This is a genomic window from Ereboglobus luteus (assembly GCF_003096195.1).
GTDB lineage: Bacteria > Verrucomicrobiota > Verrucomicrobiia > Opitutales > Opitutaceae > Ereboglobus > Ereboglobus luteus.
Genome location: NZ_CP023004.1, coordinates 758,232 through 771,727, shown reverse-complemented (window position 1 = coordinate 771,727; position 13,496 = coordinate 758,232). Strand labels below are relative to the sequence as shown.

Here is a 13,496-nt window from a genome sequence, read left to right as displayed (position 1 = left end):
GCAAATGAAATGATATGACGTTCAGCACTCCAATTGCGCCGGATACCACCCGACGAAAATGGTATACGAAACGAACCATGGCACTGTTCTTGTGATTTCGGGCGTTCGAATTTTGGCTGGGCCTTGTCGGCGGCCCAGCATCCCAAATACCCGCAGCCCCATAAGCATACATCCACGCGATCAATACTCTTTAACATGACCCTTCATAAAAAACATTTTGCACTTTTTGCCGGACTGCTGGCATTCCTTTTTGCCGCGACGATGAGAGGACAGGCGGCGGGGGATGGCGCAGCGGACGGCCGGGCCGTGACGCACACCGTGCTGGACTGGGAACAGCTTCCGGCGCTTCCCGACAAGGAAGGTTTCGCGGGCGGCTTTTCGGGCGTGGCAGGCCGGGCGCTCGTTGCCGCGGGGGGCGCCAATTTCCCCGACAAACGTCCTTGGGAGGGCGGCACCAAAACGTGGTATGACAAGGTCTTCGTGCTCGAGCCCGGCGCGGCGGAGTGGCGTGAGGAGGGGCGCTTGCCGCGGGCAAACGGCTACGGGTTGTCGCTGCCGTGGAGGGACGGTTTTGTCATGATCGGCGGCGGTGATGCGCGGCAGAATTTCAAGACTGTTTTGCACGTCACTCGCCCTGCCGGCGGTCCCGTGAAATTTGCGCCGCTTCCGGATCTGCCGAAGTCGCTGGCCATGCCCGCTGGGGCGGTGGTGAAAAATTATATTTATGTCGCGGGCGGTCTCGAAACGCCAGCAAGCAACGAGGCTGCGAATGTGTTGTATCGCCTTAACATGAACAACACCGGCACCGGTTGGGAGACGCTCGCGCCCTGTCCGGGCGGCGGGCGTTTTCTTGCGCAGGCCGGGGCGGTTGGAGACACGTTCTATTTGTTTGGCGGGGTTCGTCCCGATGGCACGCAGGCCAAGCGCGTGTGGCTGACCGATGCGTGGTCTTATCATCACGATCACGGCTGGAAACAGCTCGCCGATTTGCCGCATTCGGTCGCGGCCGCGCCGCCGCAGGCGATTCCGGTGGGGCAGACGCACTTGCTGCTTGTGGGCGGCGACGACGGTTCCCAGTGGGGCGTCACCGCGCCAAATCACAAGGGCTTTCCGCGCACGATCCTCGCCTATCACACAATCACGGACACTTGGGTCGCGATGGGGGAGGTTCCGTTCTCGCTGGTGACGACGAGCATGACGCCGTGGGAAGGCGGTTTTGTCATAACGAGCGGCGAGCGCGAACCCGGTATTCGCTCGCCCGCCGTTTGGAAGGCGACCATCGCCGGGCGAAAGGCGACTTTCGGCTGGATAAACTACGCGACCGTCATTGCCTACTTGGCCGGCATGGTGCTGATCGGGTGGTGGTGCTCGCGTCGCAACAAAAGCACCGATGATTATTTTCGCGCGGGCGGGCGCATCCCGTGGTGGGCGGCGGGCATGGCCATATACGCCACAATGCTCAGCTCGATGACATTCATGGCGATTCCCGCGAAGTCCTATGCGACCGACTGGACGTTTTTGTGGGCGAACGTTTCTATTCTGCTAATCGCCCCGATTCTTATCGGAGTATATTTGCCTTTCTACCGGCGTTTGAATGTGACGTCGGCCTATGAATATTTGGAAAAACGCTTCAACCTTCCCGTCCGTCTTTATGGAAGCGCTGCGTTTATATTATTCCAGCTCGGCAGGCAGGCGGTGGTTTTGCTGCTGCCGGCTCTGGCACTTTCCGCGGTGTGCGATCTCAACGTCTCCACTTGTATTATTTTGATGGGTGTGCTGTGCGTCGTCTACACGGTGATGGGCGGCATGGAGGCTGTCATCTGGACTGATGTCGTGCAGACGGTCGTTCTCCTCGGCGCGGCATTGATAACGCTGGTGCTGATCATCGGCGGCACGGATGGCGGTGTCGCCGGATTCTTCAAGACGGCGGCTGATAACAATAAATTCCACATGTTCAACTGGACGCTCAGCCCGTCGGTCACGGCGAACGCGTTTTGGGTTATTTTTATAGGCAATATTTTTGCCAACCTCGTGCCCTACACCAGCGACCAGGCCGTCGTGCAGCGCTACATGACGACACAGAGCGAGAAGAAGGCCGCGCGTTCCATCTGGTTCAACGCAATCCTCGCGCTGCCCTCGAGCATTCTGTTTTTTGCAATCGGCACGGCGCTCTTTGTATATTATAAAAACAATCCCGCGCAGCTTGATCCCACGCAGGCCACGGACTCCATATTCCCCGTGTATATTGTGCAGAGTTTGCCGGTTGGGATTGCGGGCCTTGTGATCGCCGGCGTCTTCGCCGCGGCGCAGTCCACGGTTTCCGGCAGTCTGAACAGTGTCGTCACGGCGGGCATGACGGATTTTTATACGCGCCTTGGAGGCAAGGCGACCGGCGCGGCGGGGTTGCGTCTTGCGCGTGTTCTGACCGCCATTGTCGGCGTGTTTGCCACCGTGACGGCGCTGGTGCTGGCGGAGCTGAACCTGACATCGCTCTGGGATGCGTATAACAGCATACTGGGACTTACTGCGAGCGGGCTGGCGGGTTTGTTCGCGCTGGGTATTTTCTCGAAACGCGCAAGCGGAACCGGCGCGGCGATCGGGGTCGTGTGCAGTGCGCTCGTCCTGTTCCTCGTGCAACGGCTCACTAACCTGCACTTCTTCCTTTATGCGGCGACGGGTATCCTGACCTGTGTCATCGTCGGATATCTGGCGAGTTTGATATTCCCCTCCAACAAGCCCATTGACGGACTGACGTTTAAGACGCTGAAGAAATAATAATATATTTTATATCATTATGAAAATCACGTCCGTCAAATGCCTGCTGCTTTCCGCGCCGTATGCGATTCCGGGCGATTTGGAGCGTGAGTTTTGCTTTGCCGACGGGTATCGCACAATTTCGGTCATAAAGATTGAAACGGACGAGGGCATTTACGGACTTGGCGAAACGTATATCGGCGTTTTTGCGCCCGAGGCGACCAGGGCCGTTGTTCAGCAGCTTGAGGTTGATCTTATCGGCCGTGATCCGATGAATATCGCCGGCATTGCGAATATATTAAAACTCGCAACCTATTACTGGGGGCGTTTTGGCATGTCCGCGAGCATTGCGGGCGGAATCGAAATGGCTCTGTGGGATATAAAGGGCAAGGCGCTTGGCGTTCCCGTGCATCAATTGCTTGGCGGCAAGGTGCATGATCATATTCCCGCCTACGCGAGCGGCGGAAACAACAAGCCGTTTCCCGAGCTGAAGGCCGAGATGCTGGAGTATCAAAAGCTCGGTTTTGGCGCGGTGAAGATCCGCATCAACTATCTCCAGCCGCATGAGATCGTTGAGAAGGTCGCCTTCTGCCGCGAGGTGCTGGGCAGGGACACCGGCCTTGGTGTTGACGCATGCCAGGGTGTTAATCCGAAGGCTTGGAATTATAAGGAGGCCATTGGCATCGTGCGTTCGCTGGAGCCTTATGATCTTCTCTTTGTGGAGGAGCCCTGCGAGGTCACTGACTACAAGGGGTTCGCCAAAATCCGCGCGGAAACCGAGTGCGTCATTGCCGGCGGCGAAACGGTTTCCAGTTTGGTGGAGGCGGAAAATTATCTTGAGGCCGGCGCGCTCGACTTGTTCCAGCCCGACGCCGCGCTTATCGGCGGCTTAGGCGCTTTCCGGCGCGTGGCCCAAATGTGCGAGCGCAAGTTTATAAAAATCGCCGTGCACACATGGGCGGGCGGCGTCGGCATCATGGGGAACTATCACGCGGCTTTTGCGACGCCAAACTGCACCCTGCTCGAACTGCCAAACAATCCGTATCCGCTTCGCGAGGAGTTTTTAATAAAGCCGCTCACGCTCGTTGATGGTCGCATAAGCGCGCCGACCGAGCCCGGCCTTGGCGTGAGGCTGCCCGAGGATGTGGAAAAGCGCTATCCGTATCGCCCGGGATCATTTTATAGCACGGTTGGTTATCCGAAGAAAAACCTTGGGGCTTTTAATAAATAAGCAACATGTCCTCGAAACTGAAAATATACTGCAGCCACGATGCGTTTTTTGACGACGCGGTTCCGCGCGCGCGTTTTGAAAAGGTGTGCGCCGGGCTTGACGCCGAGTTGACATGGCTTCCGCAAAACACGCCAGAGCGTGAGGCCCGTGCGGTTCTCAACCAAAGCACCATTGCCATTGGCTGGCCCGCCCCTGAATGGGTTTTGGAAAGCAATCTCGCGTATTTTCAATGCGGCAGCACGGGCTACGAAAAATATACGGGCAGGGGACTTGAGACGAAGGCGCGTTTTGTGATGTGCAATTCCGCCGGCACGATGTCGGTGCCCGTCGCCGAGCACGGCATTGCGATGATGCTCGCGGGCACGCGCAATCTGCACCGCCATGCGGTTGACACTGTTCAAAAGCGTTTCGAGCGCCAGCCGCCATACAGGGAGGTTTTTGAGGCCACCGCCTGCGTTTGCGGACTCGGGCGCATCGGCTCCGAGGTTGCGCGCCTTTGCAACGGACTTGGCATGAGGGTAATCGGCGTTGATGTCCTCAAGGAGCATCCGATTGCAAAGGAGATTTTTCCCCTCGAGCAACTCGACCGTGCCGTCGCAAAGGCCGATCATGTTTTTATTACACTTCCGCTTACCGAACAAACCACGGGATGTTTTAATAAAAGAATATTCGACGCGATGCGTCCCGGCACCTGCCTCTACGCGCTCGCACGCGGCGCGCATTACGTGGTGGATGATGTTGTCGGGGCGCTGAAAAACGGCCGGCTCGGTTTTGCCGGATTGGATGTGTTTACCGAGGAGCCTTTGAATCCAGGCAGTCCGCTATGGACTGCGCCGAACTGCCTGATCACGCCGCATTGCAGCGGACGTTCCGTGAGGGAGCACGAGCGACTGGCGGACCTTGTCATTGAGAACATCAAACGCTTCAAGGCGGGGCAGCCGTTGCTTAACACGGTTATGAAAAACAACTGACCCGAAACCGACTTATGAAACCCCTTTCAGCAAAAGAAATTCGAGGCAACTGGGCGACGCTGTTGCTGCCGATATTGCCTGATGACTCCATCGACTATGATTTGCTCGGCGCCGAACTGGACTATTTTATAAACGCGCGGGTGAGCGGCGTGTATTCCAACGGAAGCGCGGGGGAGTTTTATACACAAACGGAGGATGAATTTGATCGGATAAACGCGCTGCTTGCCGAAAAATGCAATGCCGCCGGGATGCCTTTCCAAATTGGCGCGGCGCATCCATGCGCGCAGATCGCGAGGGAGCGCATCCGCCGCGCGAAATCGCTCGCCCCGTCCGCATATCAGGTGACGCTCCCCGACTGGTTTCCGCCTACAATCGAGGAGGTAATAGATTTTATCCAAGTGATGGCCGCGGAAGCCGCGCCCATTCCGCTGATTGTTTATAATCCGCCGCACGCAAAACGAAAACTCTCGCCCGCCGAGTGGGCGATTATCGCGGAGCAAGTGCCGGGAGTGGCGGGCATGAAGGTGCCCGGGGGCGATGAGGCGTGGTATGCGGAAATGAAGCCGCTCATGGAGCGTTTTTCCATATTCATACCGGGGCATCATTTGCACATGGGGCTGGCGCGCGGAGCGCACGGCGCGTATTCCAACGTGGCCTGCCTCAGCCCGAAGTTCGCGCAGTCTTGGTATGAACTTTGTGTGTCGGACCCCATGGCCGGGAGTGCGCTAGGCGCGCGTGTCATGAAATTCTGGGAGGAAAACATCGCGCCCGTCATCACGAAATACGGGCGCAGCAACATGGCCGCGGACAAGACCGCAGCGGTCGCAGGCAACTGGCTCCCCACGATGACCACCCGGTTGCGCTGGCCCTACAAGAGCATGCCGGATGACATGGCCTGGGAAATCGGCAAGGTCGCGCGATCCGTGCTTCCAGAGGCGTTTTAATAAAATTACTTAATATCATTATATAAATTTCCAACCATGAGTAACAACAATCCCTCATTTCATATAACCGGATTAATTGCCGCGCCCTTCACGCCTTTTGACGCCAAGGGACGGCTGAAACTGGGCGTCATTCCCAAGCTGGTAAAATATTACAAGGCGACCGGCGTGAGCGGCGCGTTTGTTTGCGGCACGACAGGGGAGGGCGCCTCCATGTCCAACGAGGAGCGCTTCGCGGTGGCGGAGGCGTGGGGCGCGGCCATGAAGGGCTCGGGGCTCAAGCTGATCGTCCACGTGGGGCACAACAGCCTGCCGGAAAGTTGCGCGCTCGCCGCGCATGCCGAGAAAATCGGCGCGGACGCCATCGCCACAATCGCCCCGTCTTTTTTCCGCCCCGAGGGTGTGGACGGGCTTGTAGAGTGGTGCAAGAAAGTCGCGACTGCCGCGCCCAAGACGCCATTTTATTATTATCACATGCCATCGATGTCCGGCGTGAATGTTGCCACGGCGGACTTCCTTCCGCTTGCCGCAAAAAACATCCGGACATTCGGTGGCATCAAGTTTACGCACGAAAACATAATGGACTACGGGCTCACGCTGGCCGCCGCCGGGGACAAGTATGACATTCTTTTTGGCCGCGATGAAATCCTGCTTTCCGCGCTTGTAATGGGCGCGAAGGGCGCGGTCGGCAGCACTTATAATTATGCCTCCGCATTATATAATCGCGTGATCGCCGCCTACAATGCGGGTGATATGAAGGCCGCGGCGGCATGGCAGCTCGAGTCCATGAAATTCATCCAGGCCTTCTGCAAGCACGGCGGAATGAACGCAAACAAAGCCATCCTTGGACTGCTTGGCATGGATTGCGGCCCCGTTCGCCCGCCGATGACGCCCATAACGAAAGACAAGATTGCGGCGATGAAGGCGGACTTGGAAAAAATCGGATTCTTCGACTCCGTTCGTCCATAAACCATGCCGGGATTACGCAGAGCGCTCATATTCATATCGTGGATGATTCTGATCCACGGTATGGTCGCCGCGCCGGGTTTTGAGACGCGGGAGATTTTCCCGAGCGCGCCTGACAACAAGCCGAATTACCGGATTCCATCCATCATCCGCGCGCCGAATGGTGACACGCTTGCCATTGTGGAAAAACGCAATCACGGCATCGGCGACGTGGGCAACACGGATATTGTCATGCGCTCCAGTTCCGACTTGGGGAAAACATGGTCCGGAATTCGAGTCATTCTCGACGACGGTCCGAACACCTGCGGCGACATTACACCGTGCGTGGATTGGGACACAAAGCGCTTGTATGTATTTTTCCTGAGGGACAAGAAACGGTTTTGTTATATATATTCGGAAGATTCCGGAAAAACGTGGTCCGGCATGGTTGACATACACGCTTCCGTGACCAAACCGGAATGGGAAACCGTGGGATTAAAACCCGGCCGGGCGCGCGATTCCAGTGTGGATCGCAAAACCGGAAAAACGTCCAAGGCCGCCGAATGGAAGCGCAATTGGATGCAGCGCTACGGCATCGGTCCCGGAAGCGCGGCGACACAATTGCGAACCGGCCCGCTAAAGGGCCGGCTGATTGTTCCCGCCCGCCACAACGAGCAAGTCGGCAAATCGCTTGTCGGGTTCACGCATGTGTTCCATTCGGATGACCATGGAAAAACGTGGCGGTTGGGCGCGTCCAATATCATCAAATATGGCAATGAGAGCAGGCTGGTTGAATTGGCAAACGGCGACCTCATGATAAATGCGCGCAGCGGGCACGCGGCCTCCGGACCGGACAATCATCGGCGGCTTGTTGCGATCAGCCGTGATGGCGGAAACACATGGCCGGTTGTGTATAAGGACGAGGGTTTGGTGAGCCTGCCCTGCGAGGCGTCCATATTGACATATCGCCATGAAAACTCCGCGAACAACGGGCTTGTTTTGTTTGCAAATCCCGCGTCGCCCTTTCGTCAGGAGAAACACCCCTACGGCCGCTACAATATCACGGTGCGCTGGAGCCGAGACAACGGCGCGACGTGGAGCGCGGGGCGTCCGATATATCCCCACACCGGTTCCTACACCGACCTCACTGTGCTTGCCGACGGCAGCATCGGGATGATCTACGAGCGCGGCGAAAAAGGCTCGGTCAAATATTGGGATTCGCTACACTTTGTCCGCTTCAACCTGGAGTGGCTTTTCGCCCCGCCGCACACGACATGGGATCCGTGAAGCAATTCTTTTTTCTGGGGCCAATGCGGAACGGGACATCGCATTGGTATGCGCAAAAATCCATGCAAAGTCACTTCACCCTGATGGCTTAAAATGAGACTCTTAAAACAGCTTAATCATGATCAATAAAACCTGCTTCCTCTGTTTATTGTTTTTCATCCTTCAGCCTTGGGTTCACGGCGCCGGTCTTTCGCTGGCGGGAGACTGGCGGGTAAGCTTGGATGATCCTTATGCCGACACCGTCGGCTGCAAGTGGCGGGATGTTCGGCTGCCAGGAACGCTTGATGACGCCAGTATTGGCGAGCCGTTGGGGCTGACGCCAGAACTGAATTTCCGGGTGCTCACGCGTTTGCAGCGCAAGGTTAATTATGTTGGTCCGGCGTGGTATAGCCGGGAGGTTGTAATTCCGGATGAGTGGGCGGGGCGTTCGATCATTCTCGAGTTGGAACGTGTTTTGTGGAAATCGACAGTGTTTGTTGATGGTCGTGAGTGCGGCTCTCAAGAGAGCTTGGCCACGCCGCATCGCTTCGACTTGGGCAAAGTTCTAACTCCTGGCAAGCATACGGTGACGCTGAAAATCGATAATCGTGAAATCTACAGCAATGTGAGTCACAAGATTCCGCGTTACCAGTTTCCGGAAAACATGAATGTGGGGCATGCCTACACGAATCATACGCAAATCATGTGGAATGGCGTTTTGGGCGGGCTGCGCCTGTATGCGACGGATGCCGTTCGCATAGACGGTGTTTCAGTTGCGACAAAGGGCGGGGCATTAAACGTGAGCATAAAATTGTTTTCGGACAATTTTTCGGGAAGACAAAATATTAAAGCCGTGTTGCGCCGCCGCAATGATTCCGGGATTATTGCCCGGTATTCGCACCCAATTGATATAAAGCCGGGGAGTGGCAACGAGAGTATTTCATGGTCAGTGCCCGGGCATGTGAAGATCGAACGGTGGGATGAATTTTCGCCAGCGCTATATGAAATCGAGCTGGGTGTGGAGAATTCAAAGGCGGATCCGGTGCGGGTAACCTTTGGATTCAGGGAACTGACGGCTCAGGATGGAGCGTTTTGGTTGAACGGGCGGCGGATTTTTTTGCGAGGAACACTTAACTGCGCCGAGTTTCCACTGACGGGATATCCCCCGCGGACACGAACGCTTGGCGGAGAATTATAAGAATCGCGAAAGCGTGGGGAATGAATCATTTCAGGTTTCACTCATGGTGCCCGCCAAAGGCGGCATTTGAGGCGGCGGACGAGCTGGGTTTTTATTATCAGGTTGAGCTGCCGCATTGGTGGGAAACTAGAAAGGGCGAGGGCCACGATGCCGCGAGTTGGGCTTACTTGGAAGCCGAGGCGGATCGCATTGTTGAGGAATACGGCAACCATCCGTCATTTATGCTCCTTTCTCTTGGCAACGAATTGCGCGGGGATTTTGAGCGGCACAACGCATTGGTTTCCCGTTTGCGTGAAAAAGATCCGAGGCATCTTTATACGACGACAACTTTTACTTTTGCGAAGGGGCACGGTCGAAAACCGGAGCCGGCGGACGAGTATTTTATCACACAATACACACAAGCCGGCTGGGTGAGGGGGCAGGGGATTTTCAACGAGGTGCCTCCCGCGTTTGATATAGATTACACCGCGGTCAGTTCCTATATAGATATTCCGCTGGTGACGCACGAGGTCGGACAATACGCGGTGTATCCTGACTTGAGTGAAATAGGCAAATACAAGGGCAATCTCACGCCGCTCAATTTCATCGCCATTCGTGATGATTTGAAAAGAAAAGGCATGTTGCAACTGGCCCCTGATTTTACGGCCGCGACAGGGCGTTTCGCGGCGTTGCTTTATAAAGAGGAAATCGAACGCTCGTTGCGCACGCCCTCGCTTGATGGGTTCCAGTTGTTGCAGCTTCAGGATTTTCCAGGCCAGGGCACCGCGCTTGTGGGCATGCTCAACGTGTTCTGGGAGGAAAAGGGCTTTATGCAGGCAAAGGAGTGGCGCGAGTTTTGCAATGCCACTGTGCCCCTGGTTCGCCTGCCAAAGGTTGTTTATGAACATGGCGAAGTAATCCGTGCCCAGGTCGAGGTGTCCAATTTCGGCGGGGATTTGTCCTCCGCGATCGTCGAATGGCGAATGCTGGATAATAATGGCCGCGAGGTTGGCTCGGGACAGTTTGGGCCGCGCAATATTCCTTCCGGGCGACTGATTGCCTGCGGTGCGATTGAAGTGCCTGTGAGTGCGTCCAGGCAAGCGGCTTGCTGGCGTTTGGCGATTGGCTTTGCGGGCACTGATTACAAGAACCACTGGAACATTTGGGTCTACCCGAAGCCCCTGGCGCGGATCCCGGATAATGTGGTTTTTGCAACAACATTGGAGGAGGCGCTGCCCGCCCTGGCGGAGGGAAAACGAGTGTTGTTCAATCCTCCAATAAAACAACTGAGCGGCATTGACGGGAAATTTGTGCCGGTCTTTTGGAGTCCGGTTCATTTTCCGAAACAGCCCGGCACAATGGGTATTTTGTGCGATCCGGCGCATCCGGCGCTCGCACGGTTTCCGACATCCGCGCATTCGGATTGGCAGTGGTGGGATCCGGCGCTGCGTTCAAAGAGCGTGATTATTGATAACCTGCCCGTGACGCCGATTGTCCGGGTGATCGACAATTTTGCGCGCAATCATTCGCTCGCGAATATTTTCGAGGCAAAAGTGGGGCGCGGAAGCCTTCTGTTTGTATCCATTGATATAACAACGGACCTGGCGAAGCGTCCCGTGGCGCGCCAGCTTCGCAACAGTTTGCTGCAATACGCGGGAGGTGAGTCATTTAATCCGGAGCTTGAGCTGAAGGCTGGCGACTTGGAGAAACTATTAATAAAATCATCAAAATAAAAAATATGAAACCGATATATGCATTATTGGCTGTCGTTGCATTTGTTATGTCCGCCGGATTTGCGCGTGCTGGCACGGGCGACGGCATGGCGGTGTTTGAGCGCCAGATTCTCTTTGAGGCCGGGCCGGATTGTGAATACAGGTCGATACGCATTCCCTGTGTTCTCGCGTTGCCAGACAACACCGTGCTGGCCGTGGCCGCTGGGCGCAGCCGTGTTTCGGATTGGGCGGATATTCGCATGATAATGCGCCGCAGCACCGATGGCGGAAAAACATGGGAGCCGCTCACCATCCTTATAGACCGGGGCCAGAATGTTGCCGACAATCCCGTGCTGATCTGGGACGAGCCGGCAAAAACGGTGCACTTCCTGCACCAGGTTAATTATGAGCGCATCTATCACATGGCGAGCACTGACAGCGGGAAGACTTGGACCAAGCCGGTTGATATTACGCCCCAGCTGGCCCGTTTTCAGGAGCTCTACAAGTGGAATGTCATCGCGCCCGGACCGGGGCACGGCATTCAGTTGAAGAACGGGCGTCTTATCGTTCCCGTTTGGCTGGCGAATGGCGCGCCTGAACCCTCTGGCAAAGGCATCGTGCACCGCCCCTCGGTGACAACCGTCATGTATAGCGACGATCACGGCAAGACCTGGCAATGCGGTGACATATTGCCGGATGTGCTGAAAAATATGAACGAAACCGTTGCCGTGCCCGCGGAGGATGGCGGTGTGTGGCTGTATATTCGCAACGAGGAAATCCCCGCGTTCAAAATCGGCGTTGCTTACAGCAAGGACGGCGCCACCAACTGGACGAAGGCGGAACTGCATGATGATCTTTATCAGCCGATTTGTTTTTCAAGCGTGCTCAGGCTTTCCGGTGCGCCGGATAAAAGCCGAATCCTTTTTTGCAATCCCGACAGCCGCAAAAATCCGAGAAGAAACAAGGGAAACCCATGGCGTGCCCGTGAAAACCTGACTCTCCGCATGAGTTACGACGAGGGTAAAACCTGGCCGGTGGTGCGCGTGCTTGAGCCGTTGCGCGGCTCGTATTCTGACCTTACACTGCTGGGCGACGGAACAATCCTTTGCCTGTTCGAGCACGACAACAGTTATATCTCGATTGCTCGTTTCAATTTGGAATGGCTCACCAAACGCAAGGATTTGTTGCGCTCTGTGAAAAAATAAACCGGCGGCTCCTGATTGGGCCTGCCGGATAAAAATCACCTCTGCGGCCAAGCGCGGCGCACTTGATGGTGACGACATTGCACGGGAGGGCGCGGTGGGTGCTTTTCCATTTTTCAAAACTGTTGCGCTGTGGCGGCGGGAGGGTTGCACTTTGGGCGATTTTTCAACAACGCACTCTTTTGAACACACAACATGAGCGACACCACTGACTCATTGACCGTCCGTCTCGGCGAACGCAGTTATCCAATTCACTTCGGCGGTGATCTCGCCGGGATCGCGCGCGCCGATGTCGAGGCGTTTGCCCGCGCCGGTCGCTCCATGGCCGTGATCACGGATGGCAATCTCGCCCGCGCACAGGCTCCCGTGCTCAAGGTTCTTTTTGGCGACACTCCCATGTTTGAACTCGCGCCGGGCGAGGAGACCAAATCGCTCGGCGAGTTTGGCCGCGTGCTCGATTTCATGGCGGCGCAGCGGCTTGACCGCACCAGCGTGCTTGTTGCCGCCGGCGGCGGTGTCATTGGCGATCTGGCCGGATTCGCCGCGGCGGCTTATCAACGCGGCATCGATTTTGTGCAGGTGCCGACGACGCTGCTCGCGATGGTGGACAGCTCCGTGGGCGGCAAGACGGGCCTCAATCTCAAGGCGGGTAAAAACCTCGTCGGCGCGTTTCACCAGCCTCGCGCGGTTTATATCGCCACCGACATGCTGGCGACTTTGCCGCCGCGCGAATTCGCCGCGGGCATGGCCGAGGTCATCAAATACGGGATGCTCGCCGACGCCTCACTTTTTGCCCAGCTCGAAAGCAGTCCGCTCACCGCCTCCAGCCCGCCGCTGGCATCGGTGATTCGCCGGTGCTGCGAAATCAAGGCGCGGATTGTCGAGGCGGATGAACGCGAGCTCGCCCGCGAGGGCGGCCGCGCGCTTCTCAATCTCGGGCACACTTTCGGGCACGCCATTGAGCAAGTCACGGGTTACGGCGCGTATTTGCACGGCGAGGCGGTCGCGATTGGCCTGGCCGCCGCCGCGCGCCTTTCGGAAAAACTCGGAAATATTTCCGGCGGTGACACGGCGCGCGTGGAGCGTGTTGTCGCGGCGCACGCGCTGCCGGTTCGCCTTCGCGAATCGCTTCCGCTGGACGCGCTCATGACCGCGATGGCTCGCGACAAAAAAGTGCGCTCCGGCACGCTGCGTTTTGTCGTGCTCAACTCGATTGGCGACTCGGCCACGCGCTCCGATGTGCCGGGCGCGCTGGTCGAGGAAACATGGCGCGAAGTCGGCGCGGTGTGAGCCGCGT

Annotated in this window: 10 protein-coding genes; all 10 read left to right on the top strand. The window is 56.8% G+C overall.

From position 1 onward, the window contains the following. The first annotated feature begins 195 nt into the window (after positions 1-195). The 10 genes from CKA38_RS02925 to aroB all read left to right on the top strand — a co-directional run bounded on the left by CKA38_RS02925 (position 196) and on the right by aroB (position 13,489). Positions 196-2,775, top strand: a complete 2,580-nt coding sequence (locus tag CKA38_RS02925) for a sodium:solute symporter family protein (protein WP_108824161.1) — start codon at positions 196-198, stop codon at positions 2,773-2,775. Positions 2,776-2,794: 19 nt separating this feature from the next. Beyond that, the gene (locus CKA38_RS02920; protein WP_108824160.1) at positions 2,795-3,985 is read left to right on the top strand and encodes a mandelate racemase/muconate lactonizing enzyme family protein; all 1,191 of its coding nucleotides are present in this window, start codon (positions 2,795-2,797) and stop codon (positions 3,983-3,985) included. Positions 3,986-3,990: 5 nt separating this feature from the next. Continuing rightward, a complete protein-coding gene (locus tag CKA38_RS02915; protein ID WP_108824159.1) occupies positions 3,991-4,956 on the top strand; it encodes a D-2-hydroxyacid dehydrogenase in 966 nt (321 codons plus the stop codon). A 14-nt stretch (positions 4,957-4,970) separates the two neighbouring features. Next, positions 4,971-5,900, top strand: a complete 930-nt coding sequence (locus CKA38_RS02910; RefSeq protein WP_108824158.1) for a dihydrodipicolinate synthase family protein — start codon at positions 4,971-4,973, stop codon at positions 5,898-5,900. A 36-nt stretch (positions 5,901-5,936) separates the two neighbouring features. After that, on the top strand, positions 5,937-6,866 hold the full coding sequence (locus CKA38_RS02905; RefSeq protein ID WP_108824157.1) for a dihydrodipicolinate synthase family protein: 930 nt from the start codon (positions 5,937-5,939) through the stop codon (positions 6,864-6,866). A 42-nt stretch (positions 6,867-6,908) separates the two neighbouring features. Further along, entirely contained in the window at positions 6,909-8,129 is a 1,221-nt protein-coding gene (locus tag CKA38_RS02900) for a sialidase family protein (protein ID WP_161554695.1), read from the top strand. A gap of 118 nt (positions 8,130-8,247) precedes the next feature. Further along, complete coding sequence (locus CKA38_RS02895) at positions 8,248-9,306, top strand: sugar-binding domain-containing protein (protein ID WP_108824155.1); 1,059 nt, start codon at positions 8,248-8,250, stop codon at positions 9,304-9,306. A gap of 20 nt (positions 9,307-9,326) precedes the next feature. Then, positions 9,327-11,018: a hypothetical protein gene (locus CKA38_RS02890; RefSeq protein WP_108824154.1), complete on the top strand. Its 1,692-nt coding sequence runs from the start codon at positions 9,327-9,329 to the stop codon at positions 11,016-11,018. Positions 11,019-11,065: 47 nt separating this feature from the next. After that, positions 11,066-12,202: a sialidase family protein gene (locus CKA38_RS02885; protein ID WP_161554694.1), complete on the top strand. Its 1,137-nt coding sequence runs from the start codon at positions 11,066-11,068 to the stop codon at positions 12,200-12,202. A gap of 192 nt (positions 12,203-12,394) precedes the next feature. Further along, the gene (aroB, locus tag CKA38_RS02880) at positions 12,395-13,489 is read left to right on the top strand and encodes a 3-dehydroquinate synthase (RefSeq protein ID WP_108824152.1); all 1,095 of its coding nucleotides are present in this window, start codon (positions 12,395-12,397) and stop codon (positions 13,487-13,489) included. Positions 13,490-13,496: the final 7 nt, after the last annotated feature.

Bases quoted from the DNA above. Each gene is read 5' to 3' on its own strand.
- CKA38_RS02925 (WP_108824161.1), top strand. From the start codon at position 196: ATGACCCTTCATAAAAAACATTTTGCACTTTTTGCCGGACTGCTGGCA.
- CKA38_RS02920 (WP_108824160.1), top strand. From the start codon at position 2,795: ATGAAAATCACGTCCGTCAAATGCCTGCTGCTTTCCGCGCCGTATGCG.
- CKA38_RS02915 (WP_108824159.1), top strand. From the start codon at position 3,991: ATGTCCTCGAAACTGAAAATATACTGCAGCCACGATGCGTTTTTTGAC.
- CKA38_RS02910 (WP_108824158.1), top strand. From the start codon at position 4,971: ATGAAACCCCTTTCAGCAAAAGAAATTCGAGGCAACTGGGCGACGCTG.
- CKA38_RS02905 (WP_108824157.1), top strand. From the start codon at position 5,937: ATGAGTAACAACAATCCCTCATTTCATATAACCGGATTAATTGCCGCG.
- CKA38_RS02900 (WP_161554695.1), top strand. From the start codon at position 6,909: ATGATTCTGATCCACGGTATGGTCGCCGCGCCGGGTTTTGAGACGCGG.
- CKA38_RS02895 (WP_108824155.1), top strand. From the start codon at position 8,248: ATGATCAATAAAACCTGCTTCCTCTGTTTATTGTTTTTCATCCTTCAG.
- CKA38_RS02890 (WP_108824154.1), top strand. From the start codon at position 9,327: ATGAATCATTTCAGGTTTCACTCATGGTGCCCGCCAAAGGCGGCATTT.
- CKA38_RS02885 (WP_161554694.1), top strand. From the start codon at position 11,066: ATGTCCGCCGGATTTGCGCGTGCTGGCACGGGCGACGGCATGGCGGTG.
- aroB (WP_108824152.1), top strand. From the start codon at position 12,395: ATGAGCGACACCACTGACTCATTGACCGTCCGTCTCGGCGAACGCAGT.